Origin of the sequence: Actinotignum schaalii (assembly GCF_028864145.1) — a bacterium.
Lineage (GTDB): Bacteria > Actinomycetota > Actinomycetes > Actinomycetales > Actinomycetaceae > Actinotignum > Actinotignum schaalii_B.
The window spans coordinates 1-18,843 of sequence record NZ_JARBHJ010000016.1; the positions used below are offsets into that span (position 1 = coordinate 1).

Here is an 18,843-nt window from a genome sequence, read left to right on the forward strand (position 1 = left end):
TCGAGGATAGGTAAGAGTTGATTCGAAAGGTACCCGCGATGGTCGCCTTTGTGCATGCCGACACGAGGATCACCGCGGGATACAGATACACCACACTAACGGACGCAACCCGCATACACCCCAACATGAGCCTGGTTGAAGTTGCACTTCTTGTAGCCACCCACCTGGATAGCACTGGCCGATGGCATAAACGCCACGATTGATAGCAATGTTGCCGCGAATGCAGCACCTACTTTCCGGATAGTCTTCATGATCTGCCTCCTTTTCACCGTTGAAAGGTTGGGACTTCTGACCCTTGACGGCGCTCGGATAAGCGCCGTTAAAGCTACGCTAAAAGACGTCGTGACGATCTGTCAATACTTTGACACCACTAAATGTCGGCAACCACATCGCGTGCACCAACATCGCAGATAACGGCGCATCTGTCGCAATATCTCACTCAATGGCGTTGCCGCTACCACACTTCACGGAAACAGAACGTCCGGGGTGTGCCGCTTCGGCACACCCCGGACGTAGGTAGGGCGATTTAGTTATTAGGATTCAGTGCTGAGTCGCAGGGCATAGCTACGGCCCAAAGTCCCACTACTGGCCGTGGTATTTTCCTGGGTATCCACCCGGATGGTATCCCCGTCATGAGCGTCACCGGCGAGGATCATGCGAGCTAGCTGGTCACCGATCTCCCGCTGGATAAGCCGGCGTAGCGGGCGAGCCCCGTAGGCCGGATCGTATCCGTCCATCGTCAGGTAATCGCGCGCCGCCGGGCTCACATCCAGGTGCATACGCCGCTCACCCAGCCGCTGCTCCAGCTGCGTGATTTGCAGATCCACAATCTTGCCGATTTCCTCCATGCTCAGCGGATGGAAAACAATCACGTCATCCAAGCGGTTGAGGAACTCCGGCTTGAAGTGCCCCCGCACCGCAGCCATGACCGTGTCATATTGGGCCGCCGCATCCATGGTGGGATCAGCCAAAGCCTGAGAACCCAAATTCGAGGTCAAAATGAGGAGGGTATTGCGGAAGTCCACGGTGCGGCCCTGGCCGTCCGTGAGGCGCCCGTCGTCCAAAACCTGGAGCAGAATATCAAACACATCCGGGTGAGCCTTTTCCACTTCATCAAGCAGAATCACCGAGTAAGGCCGCCGCCGCACCGCTTCGGTGAGCTGGCCACCTTCCTCATAACCCACGTATCCCGGAGGTGCCCCGACCAGCCGCGAAACCGAGTGCTTTTCGGCGTACTCCGACATATCGATACGCACCATGGCGCGCTCGTCGTCGAACATAAAGTCCGCCAGCGACTTTGCCAATTCCGTTTTCCCCACACCCGTAGGCCCGAGGAAGAGGAAAGAACCATCGGGCCGGTTCGGATCCTGCACCCCGGCACGCGAACGGCGCACCGCATCAGAAACCGCCCGCACCGCGTCCTGCTGGCCAATAAGGCGATGCCCGATTTCCTCTTCCATATGGAGGAGTTTCTCCGTTTCGCCCTGCATGAGTTTACCCACCGGCACGCCTGTCCAGGCCGCCACCACTTCGGCGACTTCCTCAGAATCGACCCGTTCGGCAATCATCGGTTCATGATCGCGAGCCTGGCTATCCGCTTCGGCAGCTTCCGCCGCCGCGATCTGGCGTTCCACCTCCGGAATATCACCATTTTGGAGCCGCCCGGCATCCTCATACCGGCCCTCGCGGACCGCTAACTCAAACTCGGTGCGCAGCTCATCAAGCTTGACCCGCAAATCACCCACCCGGTTGCGCCCGGCCTTCTCATTTTCCCACCGATCGGTCAGGGCAGCTAATTCTTCTTTGCGATCCGCCAATTCCGCACGGATGGTTTCTAGGCGGTCGGCGGTAGCTGCGTCGTCGTCCTGAGTTTCAGAAAGATAGGATTCCTCCATGGTGAGGCGATCCACCTGGCGTTGCAACACGTCGATTTCCTCCGGGGAAGAATCCAATTCCATGCGCAGGCGGGAAGCCGCTTCGTCAATAAGATCAATGGCCTTATCGGGAAGCTGACGGCCGGTAATATACCGATTCGACAACTGCGCCGCGGCAACAAGAGCACCATCCGTAATTGTTACTTTATGGTGCGCCTCGTATTTCGGGGCGATACCACGCAAAATTGTGATGGTGTCTTCCACCGAGGGTTCACCCACGAAAATCTGCTGGAAACGGCGCTCCAAAGCCGGATCCTTCTCAATATTTTCGCGGTACTCATCCAGGGTGGTAGCACCAATGAGTCGCAATTCCCCGCGCGCGAGCATCGGCTTGAGCATATTTCCGGCATCCATAGCACCTTCGGAACCTCCACCGGCCCCCACGATAGTGTGGATCTCATCAATGAAGGTAACGATTTCACCCGCGGCCTCCCGAATCTCATTTAGGACAGCCTTGAAGCGTTCTTCGAATTCACCGCGGTATTTTGCACCGGCCACCATCGCGGCCACATCCAATTGGATCAACCGCTTACCACGCAAAGATTCCGGAACATCGCCATTGACCATGCGCTGCGCCAGCCCCTCCACAACGGCGGTTTTCCCAACACCCGGTTCCCCGATAAGCACCGGATTATTCTTGGTACGCCGAGAAAGGACCTGGACCACGCGGCGAATTTCGCTATCGCGGCCGATCACCGGATCCATTTTCCCTTCCCGAGCCATCGCGGTGAGATCCTGACCGTATTTCTCCAGTGCCTGGAATGTGCCTTCCGGATCCGCGCTATCCACCTTCGAGGTGCGTACGCGCGGCAGGGTAGCCCGCAGCGCCTCATGCGAGGCACCCGCGTTCCGGAGGATCTCCCCCGCCTGGGACTGCGAAGCCGCAATCGCCATGAGGAGATGCTCGGTAGAAATATAGGCATCCCCCAAGCTGGTTGCTTCCTTGCCGGCCTCCGAAATCACCCGCGAGAGCGGGCGCGAAGCCCCGGGATTTTGCACCGAATCCCCCGCCGAACGCGGCAGCGAAGCCAGCGCCCCGGATACTCGCTCCGCGATCTCCACCCGATTAGCCCCCACCGCTTCGAGCAGGGCAAGAGCAATCCCACCTTCCTGGGCGAGCAAAGCGCTCAAGAGATGCACCGGCTCCACCTGGGGATTGCCCGCATCCGTCGCCGTGCGAATGGCCTGCGCCAAAGCTTCCTGCGACTTCGTTGTTAGTTTATCCATGACAACTCCTTACATCGGCGGCGGCTACCTGTTCACCACTTCGCCGATCCACTCATAGCAACGCAAGCTTTCTTGAGTCTATTCCACTCAAGTTAGAAGATGTGCTAATTGCGTTGTTCTCCTTACCCCTGCAAGCGACGCACCCAAACCCGTCCGCCTATACTGGATGAATTGCATACCGAATGGAGGAGGAGCGGTGCCGGAAGGTCACGCTATTCATCGTCACGGACGTATTCTCACGGCGCTTTTTGGCGGGGACGCCGTGGCCGCCAGTTCCCCGCAGGGGCGTTTCGCTGAAGGTGCGGCCCTGCTGGACGGATTGCGCGCCGGGCGGGCCCACGCCTGGGGCAAGCATCTTTTCTGGCCTTTCCTTTCCACTTCCGAACAAGCCGCGGCGGGTGGTATTCCTGCCGTTGAGCTTGGCGACCCGCAGGCCACCTGGCTCCATATTCATTTAGGCCTTTACGGAAAATGGGCTTTTGCGGGGCCGGGGGTGGCCGGTTTGCACGGCGCCGGGATTCGGGTGAGCCCCACCGAAGATTCGGGGATGCGCAAAACCATTGATGGCGGGCAAGATGGCACCACGCGCCTGGTGGAGGCCGCGCCTACGGGTGGTCGCGATGGTCTACCGGAAGACAATATTCAAGTCCTGGGAGAATTGGCGACGACGCCGACAACTCGCTTGCGCCTCGCCGGGCCGGAGGCGGTTGCCCAGCTCACCGGCCCTGCCCGCTGTGAGATTCTCAGCGGGGAGGAAGTCCTGGGGGTGATTGCGCGGCTCGGCCCCGATCCTATTCGCAATGAGGAGGGCGACCGGCAGCGGTTCGTGGCCGGGGCGCGCCGCCGGAAAATCCCGGCCGGCCAGGTGGTGATGGACCAGGCTGTTGTGGCGGGCCCGGGCAATATTTATCGGGCTGATTGTTTGTGGCGCACCGGGATTTCCCCGCTGCGGCCGGCCAATAAAGTTTCCGAATCCCGGTATCGCGAGCTGTGGGATGACCTGGTGCTGTGCATGGGCCGCGATGTGGATTCCGGGATTATTGTGACGATCCCGCCCGAATTCCAGCCCGACCCGATTCCCGAAGGGGATCCGGAGCTCTCACGTTTCGCGGTGTATCACCGCACCGGCCGCCCGTGCGTGCGCTGCGGCGCAATTATCCGGGAGGAACTCATGGCGGGGCGGCGCCTCTTCTGGTGCCCGGGCTGCCAACGTTAGCCCGCGGGTTTTTCGGTGCAGGCGGGGTCCACGCAATCTGTACGGTATCTACTGCCGAGCCGATCACGAGCTGGGCTCGGCCCGGAATATCACGGCGGGAACTCACACCGCGATAACGAAAATCTCCGGAAAGCAGGAAGACCGCCGGGGAGGTGGCCAGGAGCCGCCGCCACAGCGGGAGATGGCTGAGGTGCGCCGGTTCCGCGGTGACCAGGATAAGGTGCCACCCGAGTTCCGCAGCATCCACGAATACCTCGGCGAGGGGTGCGAGCGGAAAACTTTGCGGATCGAGAAGCTCGGCATCATCCACCATGACAATAATCGGCACGGGTGACGAAACTGGTGACGATGCGGACTCGATGCGGCCCGCTGTGCCTGGAGTGTGGGGCCGATCCGCCATGCTGTGCGCTTGGGTGCGACGAGCGGCGAGCACCTGGGCGAGGGCTTCCATATCCGCCCGGGCCTGCGCGGCACTGCGGTAACTTCCCGCGATGAGTTCAGGCGGGAGGCACGTGCGCAAGTGGCCATGCGGGTCGATAAGGAAAAGCCGCGGGAGCGGGGATACGTGCGCGAATTGCCGGGCGAGGAGGCGCAGCACCGCGGTTTTTCCCGAACCTGCCTCACCAATAATAAGAGCGTGCCCGGTAGCGGCAAGATCGAGGAGGGCCGGCCCGCGATACCGGGCGCTCAATCCCAGCTGCAGCGACTGTAGCGAAGGCTTGTGGAGGCCTCCTCCTGCGAGTAATTCCTGGTAGGTGAAGTTGGCGGGTAGTTCCCACAATTGGGGTGCGGGCGGCCCGGACCAAGCCGCGCGAATCTCGGCGAGGAGATCGCCCCTGCCGAGGCCGGGTGAGTCCGGGGGCGGCTGGGTGGTGGCGAGCAAAAAATGTTCCCCGGCGGGAGTTATCCCCCGGCCCGGGCAACCCACCGGCACGGTGGCGGCCCGCCGGTGCGGGGCATGGGAGTCATAGGGATCAGCCAGGCGCAGCTCCAGCCGGGTAGTGAAGAAATCGCGCAGGTGCGCGGGGATCTCGGTGGGGCGAGCTGCCGTGGTAATAATGTGGATGCGGCTGGCCGGGCCGCGCTCGATGAGTTCGGTTAAGGCCTCGTCCACCTCAGGGCGTGCCCGTAGCGCCGACCAACCGCGCAGGAAAATAAATATTTCTCCGAAAGGATCAGAGCTGGGCGCTTCCCCGCTGCGTGAGGCTTCGCGAGCGCGAAGTACGTTCCTCAGCTCGACCAATCCGGCGCGCATTCGCTCCGGCTCGGAATGATCTACCCGGAAACATATATGCGGCACATTAATAAGCGCGGTAAGTTCCGCCCCCGAAGCATCGCACAGGGCGTAGTGCGCTTCGGCCGGGGTAAATCCCAGCGCGATGGCCCCGGCAATGGTCCGCAGCGCTTCATCACATCCTGCTCCCGGTGCACCGAGCACCAAAAGATGAGAATCCGCGAGATCAATATGGAGCGCTTCGCGGCGTTGGAGTAGCGGAAGATCGCGTTCGCCGAGCGTGAGCCGGAGCGGGGTGGCGCGCTGGCTCGGCGCATATATCCCAAACCGGGCTGAGGTACGCACCGCGATGAGCTCGGTGAGGTGACGCGCGCAAGTGAGCGGCTCCAACCAAATCGGGTGGGCCCGCGGCCCGATCCCCCGCAGGGGTTCGAGTGCCGCGGCGAGTGCGGATGGTCCGTTCTGAACAGCGCCCAGCCCGGGAACGGCATTAATGGGAGGAGTGGCTGGCGGCCCGGAGCTGCGTCGTCGTACCGCGGGAACCTGAGCCGGGCGGGCCGCGAGCGGCGCAGAAACATAAAACCCGGTGAAGCGATGCGGCGCGCCGCCGCAGGCAAGGAAACCGCAACCGGGCTGGGGCGGGAGGTGGGCGGCATCCGGGGTGCCGATCACCGCGCGGGATTCGTACTCGGAAAAAGTGCGCAGCGCGATCCGGTAGGACAGGTGCGAATCCAGGCCGCGCAACCGGCCTTCGTCCAGGCGTTGAGTGGCGAGCAGCAGGTGGATGCCGAGCGAGCGGCCCAGGCGCCCAATGGCCACGATGGTGTCGATGAGATCGGGGTGGTCGCTGAGGAGCTCGGCGAATTCGTCAATAATAATAAGGAGTGGCGCAAGACGCGGGCCGCTGTGGGCACCGCGAGCACGCGCCGCCTCGTATTCTCCCAGGTGGGAGTGCTGGCCATGCTCAGCAAGCAGGTGTTGGCGGCGGTTCATTTCCCCGCGCAGGGTTTCCTCCATGCGCTCGCTCAGGGACGTATCGCGTTCCAGGTTGGTGACCAGGGCCGCGGTGTGGGGCAGCTCGGCGAAAGGATGGAAACTCGCCCCGCCCTTGTAATCGATCAGAACCAGGTTGAGTTGCTCGGGTGAATGTGTGAGGCAAAGCCCGAGGAGGAGCGTGCGCAACAGCTCCGATTTCCCGGAGCCGGTTGCGCCCACGAGCAGACCGTGCGGGCCCATCCCACCGGCCGCGGCCTCGTTGAGATCGAGCCACACCGGGGCGCCTTGCGGATCGAGCCCGAGCGGCACACGCAGCGGGGAGTCCGTGCGGTGAGTTGGCGAAGGCGGCGTGAGGGATGCCAATCCGAGCAGCTTCGCAAAACCCTGCGCGCCGGTGGAATCCTGCGAAGCCGAGCCGCGAGCCCGGTAGAGCGCCCGGGCACAATAAGCCGCCCCGTCCAGGTCGAGCAGATCGGGAATGCCCCGGCGCACCCCGGTACTATCGGCGAGGTTGAGATGTGCTGGCTCGGCGCCGGCCGGATAATCCACAAGCACAACGAGACTGCCGGGTTCGGGGAGCGGGCCCGGCTCGCGCTGCACCAGCCAATCGCGTGCGAGCGTGCGAGGTTGATCAACCGGGCTAGGTTTTTCCGGATGTAGATTTTCACGCTCGGATTTTTCCCGGAAATGCAAAGTGACGTGGGAAGAGGAACCTGGGCAATCAGGCTCCCCGAAAGACCCCTTAATAATAAGGTATACGACCTTTCCGAGCCCCGGCTCCGAGACGGCGTACGGGGGCAGCCAACTGAGCCAACCCGCCTCGGCCGCGGGCACGTGCTCCCCCGGGGTAATAGCGAGATCACCAGGCGTAATGCTCGCCGCGAGCTGGCAGAGGAGGGCCCGCGCCCAGGCCCAGGCCGCATCCCCCTCCACCGTCACGGTGGAATACGAGGGCAGGTCGAGGAGTGCGGGGCCGGGAATCGGGCGCTGCACCTCCGTGGCACAGCGGTCCCGCGCCCGGCGGGCGGCGGCGTCGCGCTCCCCGGGTGGATCCTCCGCAAGCGTGACGGTATACGGCGGCGCGAGCAACGCCTGCCCCACCCGGACCGGTCCCGGCGGCGCTGGCTTGCTGCGGCCCAGGCGCAGTGGGAGCACAAGCGGGGCAGGATAGCGTTGCGTTTCCTCGCGAACGCAAGCCTCCAGTATGCGCTCGGCTTCGGCTTCGCACCTGGCCAGGGCGGCGAGGTAATCGCGCCGCGCGCCGTCGCGTTCCCCGGCGTTACGCCGCAGCCCCAGGCCCACGTTGAGCAGCGCGAGCGCGAGCATGAGAACCCCGAGCGTTCCCATGAGGAGAAGCAGGTGGGGAGAGCGCCCGGTAGTGGACGTGAGAATCACGAGCATCACCACGGATAGCAGCGCGGGGAGGAACATGACGGCATTCATTTTCTGCCCGCTGCCGTGATAACACGCGGGTGGCGCGGGAATACACAGGGCCTCCATGGCTTCCTCCTTCCGCGAGCGCGCTCTCCTTCCGGCACACCCTAGCGGGGCTATGGATTCTTGGCGAGGTGCTATCCACAGCTTCGGTACGACGACGCACTTCTCTCGCAACGGGCCAGCTGGGCTTGTGGATAACTCTCTGGCCTGTGGATGAGCTCTGGTCAGGTTGCGGCCTTCTTGATACCGTGCCCTCACCCCGCGCACCTGCGGCCGTGCGAGCAGGCTTCCGGGTGCCGAGGGCGAGGGTGCGAGGTGGCGAGAACGCAGGCGAATAGCCGGGATCAGTAACAGCGCAGAAAGGAGGGCAGATGGCCGGAGAGCTCGAAGGAATACGCGGCGCGCGACCGGTGGATACCACGATTCCCGTCTGCGTGCACTGCGCGGGCCGGCGCGACGAATTCGAGCTGGCCAGTTCGCTCTCACTAACCGCGCTCATTCCCGAGGTGCTGCGCCTCCTCGCCCCGGATTTCGCGGCTCCCAGCTGGACGGTTCGTACCGCCACCGGGAAACGCCTGGATCCGAGCCTGCCGGCGGCCGACCAGCTCTCCCCCGGAATCTGCCTTTTTATTGACGGACCCGCGCCGCACACGCCCCCGCGCAGCGACCCGATTCTCAGCTGTATCCGCCATTCCACCCTGACCGAGCGCGGCGAACTTGCTCCGGCTACGATCCGTATCTGCGCTACCGGAACAGCTGCGGTAGCAGGACTGGGCCTGGCCGGATGTAGCGCCCTGGCTCCGCTTCCCCACGCGCTCGCACTTCCTGTGCTAGCCAGCCTTGCGCTCGTTTTTCTCGGTCTTGCCCCCATGAATTGGACGCATGCTCGCAGGCGGGAAGGCCCGAGCGCGAGCGCACGGGCACAGCTGGTGGTGGTAGCACCGCTTGCAGCCAGTGGCTGGGCGGGAGCCGCCTGCGGGTGGCGGGCTGCCCCGCTGGTATTACCAGAGGCGGAAACTGGCGTGGGACTACGCGGGATAGCAGCCGGCTGTGCTCTTCTCGTCATCGCGCTGCTCGCCCGGATGGTAGTCCCCGTGCCGGGTAGCCGCAGTATGCTGCTGCCCTGGGCACTTGCTTTGCTGGCTTGGGGTGGCAGCGCCCTGCTCGACGCCCGGCTTGCCGAACCGGCCGCCCTCGTGATCGTGGTGGCCCTGGTCTGCACGACCCGCCTGATTGCGCCGCTTGTCTTGCGGTTGAGCGCGCCCCCGCCGGAAATACCCGCCACCGGTATAGCGGAATCACCCGCGGAGCACAGTACGGAAAACTGGGCCCGCATCCTCGTCCTGCGCGCCCTGGGCTGCGAAGCCGGCGCCGTCTTCGTGATCGCCGCGCTGCTACCGCTGGCCTACCGCCCGGATATTCTCAGCGCGGCCATATGTTGCACGGGAGTAACTGTGCTCGGGCTGCGTGCCATAACTATGCGCGCCGACGCCGCGTTTGTACTTCGGCTTGTCTTCTTTCTTCTTCTTTTTATGGAGCTCTGCGTGTTGGCCATGCGGAATCCGGCAACGTACGCAGCACCGGGTCTTCTTGCATGCCTGGCAGCTCCAGCGCTGGTGAGTATTCCCGCTCTTTTCCTCGGGTATGGGAGCCACCGGGAAGCCTCGGAAATCCTGGAGTCTACCGAGGATCGGGACCGCGGCGAGCGTTCCGAGGCTCAGCTTCTTCTCACCCAGCGGGTAGAGATCGCTGAGCAGGCTCTCACCGCGCTGCTCGGAGTCGGGATAGTTATTGCGGTCAGCCCATGGTAAACGCGCGCACTATTGTGAGCTCCCGCCGTTTCCGGTGCCGCGGCATCGCGGGCGCGTTATGGTGGGGGCTGCCGGCTCATGAGGAAGCTCCCCGCCCCGGATTAGCTGGGCTAGCCGGAGCTCTTGGGCTTGCTCTCGTAACCGCGGCTGGTACCGGTGCGGCGCGGGTGCTCTCCCCGCAGCTTCCTGACGGTTGGGAAGATGGCGCGATTGTGATCGCCACGGATAGCGGGGCACGCTATCTCAGTTCCGGTGGAATTCTCCATCCCCTCACCACCCTGGCTGCCGCTTACCTTTTGTACCCCGAAGGGCTGGAAACCCATGCGCTCCCAGCTTCGCGGCTCGCAGATGTACCGCGCGGGGTGCCCGTGGGAATTCCGGGCGCCCCCGATTCTTTACCGAGCGCAGCCGAGCTGCGTGACCCGTGGCTGGTGGCTTGCCCCGCAACTGTTACAGCTTCACGGGAGGACGACAAAGAAAATATGCAGGGCACGGCCACGCCGTTATCCCTGGCGGCCTCAGCTCCGCTCCCGGATTATCGGGGCGCGGTGCTGGTACGAACACCGGGAAGTTTGTGGCTCATTGCTACTGGCCAGCGCTACCGGGTGGACATTCCAGAAGCGGCTTTCCGTAGTGAATTTCCGGGCTTACCTGTGTTTGAGGCGCCACCTGCGTGGGTGGAACTCTGGGCGGAAGGGCCGCCTCTCACGCCGCTCCAGGTTCCCGCCGTTGGTGAGCCGGCCGGGTATCTTCCCGGTATCGGGGAGGCGCGGGTCGGTGACCTGGTTGCTTTTGCTGACAGTGCCGGCACCCGCACCTGGTTCCAGATCAGTTCGGGCGGCGTGCTCGAACCGCTCTCCCCCACCGCGTTCCACCTGTATCGACTCTCCGAGCAAAGTGCCCGAGCGCGAGTGTATGCCCTCGATCCGGCAGCTCGTGCTCATCTGAACTTCCGCGAAACCGGCCCCGGAGCCGCCTGGCCCGCTGATCTCACCGCGCTCACCGACCCGGCTGCCGGCGCGGCTACCGAAACCGCGGATCCCGGCTCCGCTCGGGTATGCGCGGCTTTCCACGCGGGACACTCGTTCTTGGTGCACGTACCTGAATCCCCGCTATCGCACGCTGGTGCTGCGCTCGTGGCCAGCACGGATGCGGGGAGTGCCACCCTGCTCCAGGGAAGCACCCCGGTAGCCATCACCGATCTTGACCTGCTGCGCCGAGCCGCGAACTGGGAAAACATCACTCCGCTTGAGCTCCCGCCCGCCTGGCGCATCCTCCTTCCCAATCCGGCCACTCTTCTCTCCGTGGATGCGCTCTGCACCGATCCACAGGGCACTACCCGAACCGATATTGCTGCCTGCACCCGACATCGCCCATGATCCGCCGCGTTCTCATCGTTTCGCGCATGCACAAGCCCGGGGCGGGGTGTAGATTCTTGCTCCCCGGCCCGGGCTGTGAGTGACATACGTCTGGAATAGTTGGTAGCTGGTTACCCCGCCTTTAGCGGGTGGCGCTGGAGCGGGAATTGGCCCGGTAGCGCAAGGTCAAGCCTCCGGCGAGCGCGGTGAGCCCGGCCAGGAGCCAGCCCGCGAGCGCCGCACCGGTGCGTTGCAGCTCCGGAGGCGCGGGGGGCGTGGCCGGCGGAGTGGTGGGCGGGGTGGCCGGTGGCGTAGCGGGCGGCGTCGTCGGAGGTACCGGTGGTTCTTCGAAACGAACCGTTTGTTCACTATCGAGCGGATCGGTGTGCTCGGAAATGAGCCGGTCGCCCAGGTACACCCATTCGAATAGAACCACCTCGCGGCCAGCTAAGCCGCTCGCATCAAAGCCGAGCTTAATGCGGGCGCATTCGCTGGACGAACCGGGAATGAAATCGCTGACTGTGCGTACCGGGGCACCGTCCTTCCCGAGCACCGGCGTGCCATCGGGGAACATGGCAGCCGTTTCAATCCGGTAGGCCTCCCCGGGGATAAGCGCTCCGCTGAGTTCACATACCTCATCGACAATCACCGCATCCGCGACGGCGCTCAGAGTCTGATCGCCGCCGGCATGATCAGCAGCACTCGCAGCGCCATCCCGGGCACGGGTGGCCAAGCGTGTGAAGGTCACCGTCTGGTTGGTATCTTTCAGGTCAGCATGGATCGCAATATCCCGGCCGTCCTGGCGCAGAGTTTCCGTGGTCACCACCTTGGTGCCGGCCAGAGTTGCGGCGTCGACCTCAAAAACCACCTCCACGCTACCGTTGGGGTGCTCGGGCACGAAACGGCTGGTGCCGGTGAGCGCGCTCCCGCTGGCATCGCGCAGCGGCTGGCCGCTGGTCGGATCCAGGAGTGCCCCGTGGACCTCGTATTCCTTTCCGGGAATCAGGTGCTGGTAGGACACGGTATCCACCAGGGTGACGGTACCGGTATTGGGCGCAATATGGGTGTCTTCATGGTGCATGGTGGTGTGAAGGGACGGTTCGCGGGTCACCGTGAACTGCTCGGTCACATCGGTCACGCTGGTGGCCAGCGGAGCCGCCCGATCATCCCCCGCGAAATCGGAAACCACCACGTAAGTACCCGGCAGGTTCTTCCCGGCCGGATCCTGCTCCATGATCCAGGACGGATCGCCCACACTCGGGTAGAAACCGTTGCGGGCGGGAAGTACCACCGGTTGCCCAATCTGGCGGGCGGCCGCGCGGTTCTCATCGGTTACGGCCTGGCCTTCCGGGAAGAAGAGCAGAGTGTGGGTTAACGTCTGAGTATCAGCCCTAAATCCGGCTCCGCCGGTGAAATCGGGATGGTTGGCGGGTAGGCCGCTCACCCAGACGTCATCAACCAGGTAAGTTCCGGACTTCGTTTGGCGAATCGAGAGAGCCGAATCAATCTTCCCGGGATAGCGCACCGATGTTGTTTCATCGGCCAGCCCGAAAGTATCCGACCAGCCGCTCTCAATCCAGGGTGCGAACTCGGCTGGTTGGTCCTCCTCGAGGACTTCCCACACCCAGGTGTACATTCCAGGTTTGCTCACTGGTTCGCTTAATTCTGCGCGGATCGGGCCCGGGCCTTCGGCCACCACTGTCACGGAGCCAATTTTTTCTGAGCTAGCCGGGACCACACCCGGCTCGGGAATGGCCGTGGGAGACACATACCACACGGTGGCCCGGTACGTAACCGGAATAAAGGGACCGTCTTCAAAAGAACCATTGGTTCCCGGGCGGCGGCTCCACTCCCCATCTCGGAAATTCTCATCCGCGCGGGCCACGAAAGTATCGCTGAGGACCGTGCCGGTATCTACCACTTTCGCATCGGCCACGTGGGATATCCCGAGAGGCCGGAAGGGGAATTCTTCCCGGGAGGTTTCTTCCGGAAGGGCGTAACTATCAGCCCAGTCCGCGTGAATATAGCGGGAGTTCTCCCCCTGCTCGTTTTTACGCACCTCCCACACCCAGGTGACGAAACCGCGTTTGGGGGTGGAAAGTTCCGCGGTGAGCGTCTCCCCCGGGCCCTTAGCTTGGACCGTGACCGATCCCAGAACCTCGGCTCCTTCAGGGACGGTATCGCTGCGTTGCGGGGAGGTGCGCCCTGCCCAATAGGCGGTGGCCCGGTAGGTGACGGGCACATTTTTCCCCTTCACCTGGGTCCATTTTCCGTCCCCGTAATCCTCCTTGACGGCGGTGGTGAGAGTATCGCGAATAACGCCATCGGTATTAATAGGGCGGGTGCTTACCTTCGAGGTTCCCAGCGGCTGGAAATCATAAATAACTTCCCAGGTGCGCCCCGGGACATTGCGGGTGAGGGGATCGCTGACCGGGCGGTGGCCGTAGGTGATGGTGTCTTGAACGGTGCCATCGGCCCCGAAAATAGTCAGGGTGGTGCGAACCGGGGTATCGAAAACAGCCGTATAGCTCACCTGGCCATTCCCGGTGGCCGACCACGCCAGCTCCAGCGGCTTGCTATCGGTCACCCCGCTCCAGGTTGCGCTACCGCTCGCGTCAAAAACTGCCGGGCCGCTGAGGGTAATAGCCACGGGGATCCCGGGCAGCCACGCCTCGGAATTATCCGGGTGCACGCCAATACCGCGGATAACACCGCTGCGCTCCCCTTCGCCTTCCACGATTCCGCTCACGTAGCCGACGGCGGCGCTGGCGCGCGCTTCCCGCACGTAGCTTTGGGCCCGTTCCTCAATATCGGGACGCTGGGTACGCACCGCCTGCACCAGCTCGTTCACGGTCTCTTGAGCGCGCCCCGGACGCCCCGGGTATTCCTTTTCGAAATTAACGTGGATGAGGTAGCTCAGCGCAGCTAGGTTGAGGTCGTCCGTGGTATTTCCTTCATAGCGGTTGAGCAGCCAGGCCATTTGCGGGGTGCTCAGCTGCAACTCTCCCGGGCCGAGCGCTCGGGATTCGGTAAGGGTCGTAATATCGATCATCTCCCCGGGACCGGGATCGGCATATTTCGCTTGGATACACCAAATGGGATAACCCTCCACCGCCACCCCGTTAATTGATTGTGTTTCCGCGTAATGCGGCCCGAGGCGGAGGTGGCCAACAATATTCACCCCTTTAATTTCGATGCCGCGGCCAACAGAATGATCCCAATCGGCACGCGCTCCGGCGCCGCCGAAAAGACCGGCGCCCGCCAAAGCGAACACCATGAGAAAAGCAAGACATACCCGAATCACATATGGGGTGGGTTTCGGGCCCGTGGTTATTGCCATGGTGGATACGAGTCCTTTCACAATATTATTTTTATGCATGCTGAAGAGAGTCATGCGAATCTGCATACACGGCGAATGTGCATGCGTAACGAACGTGGAGCATGCGGAAAACGCGGGCAGAAAATTACCACCGGCGCACAGCCGCTAGCCGTAGCTAACCGCAACTAACCGCCGCCCCCTATCCGAAGAGGCGCGCCACCGCCCGGTCAGCTGCGCGGTAGTTCTGCGAGGCGCATTCCACCTGCTGGCCGATACGCGCGTAAATGTCATTCAGGGAGCGGGCCGCGGCATGCCACCGCATTTGTGCGGCTTCGTAAGCTGCCTGAGATTGCCCGTCCCAATCCGCCATCGCGGCGCGGATACGGGCATCTAGCTGCGCGAGTACCGCCTCGATGCGAGAAGCGTGGGCAGCAATATCAGCTGCCCACGCGGAAAGTTCCCCAAAATGTGCACGAAGTTCGGTCATGACAATCCTTTCCATAAGTGCGTGGGAACACCCGGCGCGGGCGCTGTTACGCCGCCGGCAGATCCCCAACTAGTGCGGCCATACGGGAAAAATCCGCGCGGGTGGCCGTGTCTGTTTCGGTAACGGTGGCATCCGCGCGGCCTAGGCGCACTGCGTAATCAGCCAGGAGCGCGAGCAACTTTTCACTTGCCGCGCGGTATTCTTCCAGAGCGGCGGCGAAGGCCACCGGAGCAGCACCGCGCCAACCGGCATGCCAGCCAGCGATGCGATCCACGGTGGAGTGGAGGTGGGCGCGCAAATCCTCCTGGGCCTGGGCAAGAAGCGCGCGAACGGCGAGAATGGAATCGTTACTGACCCGCAATTGTGCGGTAGATACAGCCATACATCCCCCTGAGATGCTTAGGTGGTGGCGCGCGGGTGGTGAGAATTCCGCGCTTCGGATGCCGGCCGGTGAGGACCGGTGTTCCTATGGTGGCTGATGGTAGTGGTGCTTGTCGAGAGGCGAAAAATGTTATCCACAGGTAGCTGCCCGGCCGGCGTGTCGCCCACAGGCAGGCCGGCCGTGACTAGCCTTGCGCGCCCGTGCCCGGCGGCGCCGTCGTACCCAATGCTGACCGTGTTTCAGAGCGACGCCGCCGCGCCGCTCCCGCGGCGCGCTAGCCGGCGTTACAGGAAATAGGCCACGAGAGCGACCATCGAAATAACGAAAGCGATGCCGATGATGGTGGCACGCTGCCAGAAGAGGCGACGGCGCGGGTAGTAGCTCTGCCCCGGCTGGTAGCCGCCGAAATCATAGCCGCCGCTCAGCTCTTCTTCGGATTCGATGGTGGGATCTTCCCCGGTGGCGCTGCCGCGCTGCTGGTCATCATGCCGGCGGCCGAATTGGCGTTTCCTCACGGTTTCCTCCGTCTCCGGGTGGCTGGCTCCCGGTAGGAATATGGTAGTGCATCCATATGAACATGAGGGCTACTATCCTGGACGTATGTCGTCGAAGAAAAATAAGCCGGCCGGGACCCCGGCCCTCCTCGCCCTCACGAAAGCCGGCGTGGAGTTCACGATTCTTGAGTACGAACAAAGTTTGCATCACGAGCACGGATTCGCCCTCGATTCCGCCGCTGAGCTGGGGATGGATCCCCGTGTTATTTTCAAAACCCTGCTGGCGCAGGTGGATGGGAAGCCGGTATGCGCGGTGGTTCCGGCTGCCGCCATGCTCAATCTCAAGTCCTTGGCAAAAGCGGCGGGCGGGAAAAAGGCCGCGATGATGGATCCGCATGATGCCGAGAAACTCACCGGCTATGTGACCGGGGGTATTTCGCCGCTGGGGCAAAAACACCGCAGCCCTATTTTTATTGATGCCTCCGCGCGCGAGCTGCCGGCGATGGTGGTTTCGGGTGGGAAACGTGGGCTCTCGGTGCGCCTGGCGCCGGCGGATTTAGCGGCCGCGGCCCGCGCGGAATTCGCGCCGGTGGCCGATTTTAGCCGGCACATCTAGCCCGCTAGTCTAGCTGGCCCGGCTATCCGGCCCGGCTTCGAGCGCCGCCACATCTACATACCAGGGCCCGCGGCGGCGCAACGCGCGGGCATCTAGCTGCTGGGCGAAATCCGCGGCCGTGCGCACTTCCAACCCTAGCGAGCGCCCAATAAGGGCCAGCACATCGGCCGGGCTCCAGCCGTACTCCGCGAGCGCCCGCATCGTCACGGCACCATCGCGTTTGGCCAGCCGCGCGCCTTCCCGGTTGAGAACCATGGGCACATGCCAGTATTCCGGGGTGGGCGCCCCGAGCAAGCGCTGCAAATACACCTGTCGGGGTGTGGATGGCGCCAAATCGGCCCCCCGCGTCACCTGGGTAATATGCTCGAGCGCATCATCGACCACAGAGGCAAAATTGTAAGCGTAGCGACCATCGCCACGCCGAATCACAAAATCATCGACGACGCCGCTCACCTCCCCGCACACCTCATCGTGAATGGTTAGTTCTTTCACCTCGGTGCGCAGCCGCAGAGCCGGCTGGCGGCCCACCGCCGCGAGTTTGGCGCGGCCGGCCCGCCGGCCGGCCGCGCTCAGATCCCGGCAGATCCCCGGGTATACCCCGGGCGCCCCGTGGGGCGCCCGGGCGGCGTCGGCCAAATCACGCCGAGTGCAATAGCACTCGTAGAGCAGTCCGCGTTCCCGCAGGGACGCGAAGGCGGCGTCGTACCCACCGATGCGCTGGGATTGGATCTGGACCGGGCCGTCCCAGGTGAGGCCGAGGGCCCGCAGGTCCGCGAGCTGGCGCTCTTGGAACTGCGGGCGGGACCGTTCGTCCATATCCTCCACGCGCATGAGGAAGCCGCGCCCGGACCGCCGGGCCAAAGCCCAGGCGAGGAGCGCGGTGCGGAGATTCCCGAGGTGCAGGTCTCCGCTCGGTGAGGGTGCGTAGCGGCCGTACTCCACGGTTTAGGCCAGCGAACCCATCGGATCCCAGGCGGGCAGCACTTCGGGTTCGGTTTCCAGAGCCGCCAGCAGCTCCGCGGAGAGGCGATCCTTGGTGACCGCGACTTCGAAAACGTGCTGGTCGAACCAGGAATCGTTCATGGTCCAGAAGCCCTTATCGGCGTGCTCATCACCCCAGGAGTTTTCGATACGCCAGCGGCGCGGGCTGCCGTCTTCACGCAGATCAACGCCGGTGAACACCATGGCGTGCGTCATCATTGCTTCGCCGTAGTAGAGCTCATCGGCCTTGGACATGGCCAGGTCAATCCCGTAGGTACCTTCGTAATCGTAAAGCTGGCCGTCCCAAATACCGCGTTCGCGATCCGATTGCTTGCCGGTATCGCACCCCATCCACACGGGCTGGCCGTCCTTGAGGGTGGCGATGGTGGCTTCCCGAATCACCTCGATGGGCACATTGAGGTAGGTGACCGGCTTAGCGCCCACCACATTGCCGAGGCGATCCACCGTGTAGAGCTTGCCGTACTCATTACGCGGATCATTGACGATGCACACGTACTGGTCCAGATCCGGCAGGTACTTCTGCGCGAATTCCACCGGGGTCATCTTCCCTTCGCGGTGGAAGTTTCCGTCCTCATCTTCGTACTGCCAGACGAAGCTTTCCGGCGGGGTACCCAGGTGAATCGCCAGCACCCGGTAGACCTGCTCCATGAACTTTTCGCGCACGGCTTCACGCTGGCCGGCTTCTGCCTCGCGAATATCGTGGGCGGCGCGGCGCAGCAGCATTTCCAGGGTGCGGTTCATGAGCTGGGTATTGGAGGAAGATTCCGTTTCCGGCATCGCGAACTTCGGGCAGGCCCCGTACTTTTCCACCAGTGCCACGAACATATTCCACTGCCCGCCGTCCCCGATGGGATCGGAAAGCAGGTAGTGCACGGTGCGGTCATCAACCGGGCGGTCCGCGAGCTCAATCATGGAGGTGAGGAAATAATTGGCCTTTTCCAGCTTGTCGTAGAAATGCTGGAAGGACTGGGAGAACTCGAAGTTCTTCAGGCCGGTGGCGCGATTGACGAGCATCTTCAGCGAGCTGAGCCCGGAGAAAAGCCAGCAGCGCCCGGACTTCTTCTGGTTATTCACCTTCCAGGTGTCCACCTTCACCGACATGGACGGATCAATCGCGTTAATAACATCGCGATCCTGGGCGACCTTCGTGATCGAGGTCTGGGTGACGGCGTTCTGGACGATGCGAGCGGTGCGATCCGCCGCGAAATCCGCCGCAAACTTCTTCACCATATCGGTCTCAAGTGCCTGGGCCATTCATAACTCCTTCATTGTCGTAACTGTGCCAAGGTCCCTCACTATGCTACCTTGCAGGCGCAGGCCCGCCACGGGC

Annotated in this window: 12 protein-coding genes; 4 read left to right on the top strand and 8 right to left on the bottom strand. The window is 63.2% G+C overall.

The features are described 5' to 3' along the window. Positions 1-533: 533 nt before the first annotated feature. Positions 534-3,161, bottom strand: coding sequence for an ATP-dependent chaperone ClpB (gene clpB, locus PWJ82_RS04625; protein WP_274735536.1), 2,628 nt, complete (start codon positions 3,159-3,161; stop codon positions 534-536). A gap of 196 nt (positions 3,162-3,357) precedes the next feature. Here clpB and PWJ82_RS04630 point away from each other — a divergent pair, with 196 nt between their 5' ends. Then, on the top strand, positions 3,358-4,377 hold the full coding sequence (locus PWJ82_RS04630; protein WP_274735537.1) for an Fpg/Nei family DNA glycosylase: 1,020 nt from the start codon (positions 3,358-3,360) through the stop codon (positions 4,375-4,377). Here the strand turns inward: PWJ82_RS04630 and PWJ82_RS04635 are convergent. After that, a complete protein-coding gene (locus PWJ82_RS04635; RefSeq protein WP_274735538.1) occupies positions 4,331-8,107 on the bottom strand; it encodes an FtsK/SpoIIIE domain-containing protein in 3,777 nt (1,258 codons plus the stop codon). The genes PWJ82_RS04630 and PWJ82_RS04635 overlap by 47 nt on opposite strands. A gap of 308 nt (positions 8,108-8,415) precedes the next feature. On the opposite strand from PWJ82_RS04635, the gene PWJ82_RS04640 reads away from it, so the two are divergent. Then, positions 8,416-9,855: a hypothetical protein gene (locus tag PWJ82_RS04640; protein WP_274735539.1), complete on the top strand. Its 1,440-nt coding sequence runs from the start codon at positions 8,416-8,418 to the stop codon at positions 9,853-9,855. After that, positions 9,849-11,234, top strand: a complete 1,386-nt coding sequence (locus PWJ82_RS04645) for a type VII secretion protein EccB (protein WP_274735540.1) — start codon at positions 9,849-9,851, stop codon at positions 11,232-11,234. The genes PWJ82_RS04640 and PWJ82_RS04645 overlap by 7 nt, the downstream gene beginning before the upstream one ends. Before the next feature lie 121 nt (positions 11,235-11,355). Here PWJ82_RS04645 and PWJ82_RS04650 read toward each other — a convergent pair whose 3' ends face one another. The 4 genes from PWJ82_RS04650 to PWJ82_RS04665 form a co-directional block, all read right to left on the bottom strand. Next, the gene (locus PWJ82_RS04650; protein ID WP_274735541.1) at positions 11,356-14,574 is read right to left on the bottom strand and encodes a VaFE repeat-containing surface-anchored protein; all 3,219 of its coding nucleotides are present in this window, start codon (positions 14,572-14,574) and stop codon (positions 11,356-11,358) included. A gap of 157 nt (positions 14,575-14,731) precedes the next feature. After that, positions 14,732-15,019: a WXG100 family type VII secretion target gene (locus tag PWJ82_RS04655; protein WP_274735542.1), complete on the bottom strand. Its 288-nt coding sequence runs from the start codon at positions 15,017-15,019 to the stop codon at positions 14,732-14,734. Positions 15,020-15,065: 46 nt separating this feature from the next. Beyond that, positions 15,066-15,401, bottom strand: coding sequence for a WXG100 family type VII secretion target (locus PWJ82_RS04660; protein WP_274735543.1), 336 nt, complete (start codon positions 15,399-15,401; stop codon positions 15,066-15,068). A 284-nt stretch (positions 15,402-15,685) separates the two neighbouring features. Then, positions 15,686-15,916: a hypothetical protein gene (locus tag PWJ82_RS04665; RefSeq protein WP_016441840.1), complete on the bottom strand. Its 231-nt coding sequence runs from the start codon at positions 15,914-15,916 to the stop codon at positions 15,686-15,688. Positions 15,917-16,001: 85 nt separating this feature from the next. On the opposite strand from PWJ82_RS04665, the gene ybaK reads away from it, so the two are divergent. Further along, complete coding sequence (gene ybaK / locus PWJ82_RS04670; protein WP_039898146.1) at positions 16,002-16,511, top strand: Cys-tRNA(Pro) deacylase; 510 nt, start codon at positions 16,002-16,004, stop codon at positions 16,509-16,511. A gap of 9 nt (positions 16,512-16,520) precedes the next feature. Here ybaK and gluQRS read toward each other — a convergent pair whose 3' ends face one another. Both gluQRS and PWJ82_RS04680 read right to left on the bottom strand, forming a co-directional pair. After that, positions 16,521-17,453 carry a tRNA glutamyl-Q(34) synthetase GluQRS gene (gluQRS, locus tag PWJ82_RS04675; RefSeq protein WP_274735544.1) on the bottom strand — a complete coding sequence of 311 codons (933 nt, stop codon included), beginning with the start codon at positions 17,451-17,453 and terminating at the stop codon, positions 16,521-16,523. A gap of 3 nt (positions 17,454-17,456) precedes the next feature. After that, positions 17,457-18,767, bottom strand: coding sequence for an aminopeptidase C (locus tag PWJ82_RS04680; protein ID WP_016441843.1), 1,311 nt, complete (start codon positions 18,765-18,767; stop codon positions 17,457-17,459). Positions 18,768-18,843 lie beyond the last annotated feature (76 nt).

Bases quoted from the DNA above. Each gene is read 5' to 3' on its own strand.
- clpB (WP_274735536.1), bottom strand. From the start codon at position 3,161: ATGGATAAACTAACAACGAAGTCGCAGGAAGCTTTGGCGCAGGCCATT.
- PWJ82_RS04635 (WP_274735538.1), bottom strand. From the start codon at position 8,107: ATGGAGGCCCTGTGTATTCCCGCGCCACCCGCGTGTTATCACGGCAGC.
- PWJ82_RS04640 (WP_274735539.1), top strand. From the start codon at position 8,416: ATGGCCGGAGAGCTCGAAGGAATACGCGGCGCGCGACCGGTGGATACC.
- PWJ82_RS04645 (WP_274735540.1), top strand. From the start codon at position 9,849: ATGGTAAACGCGCGCACTATTGTGAGCTCCCGCCGTTTCCGGTGCCGC.
- PWJ82_RS04655 (WP_274735542.1), bottom strand. From the start codon at position 15,019: ATGACCGAACTTCGTGCACATTTTGGGGAACTTTCCGCGTGGGCAGCT.
- PWJ82_RS04660 (WP_274735543.1), bottom strand. From the start codon at position 15,401: ATGGCTGTATCTACCGCACAATTGCGGGTCAGTAACGATTCCATTCTC.
- ybaK (WP_039898146.1), top strand. From the start codon at position 16,002: ATGTCGTCGAAGAAAAATAAGCCGGCCGGGACCCCGGCCCTCCTCGCC.
- PWJ82_RS04680 (WP_016441843.1), bottom strand. From the start codon at position 18,767: ATGGCCCAGGCACTTGAGACCGATATGGTGAAGAAGTTTGCGGCGGAT.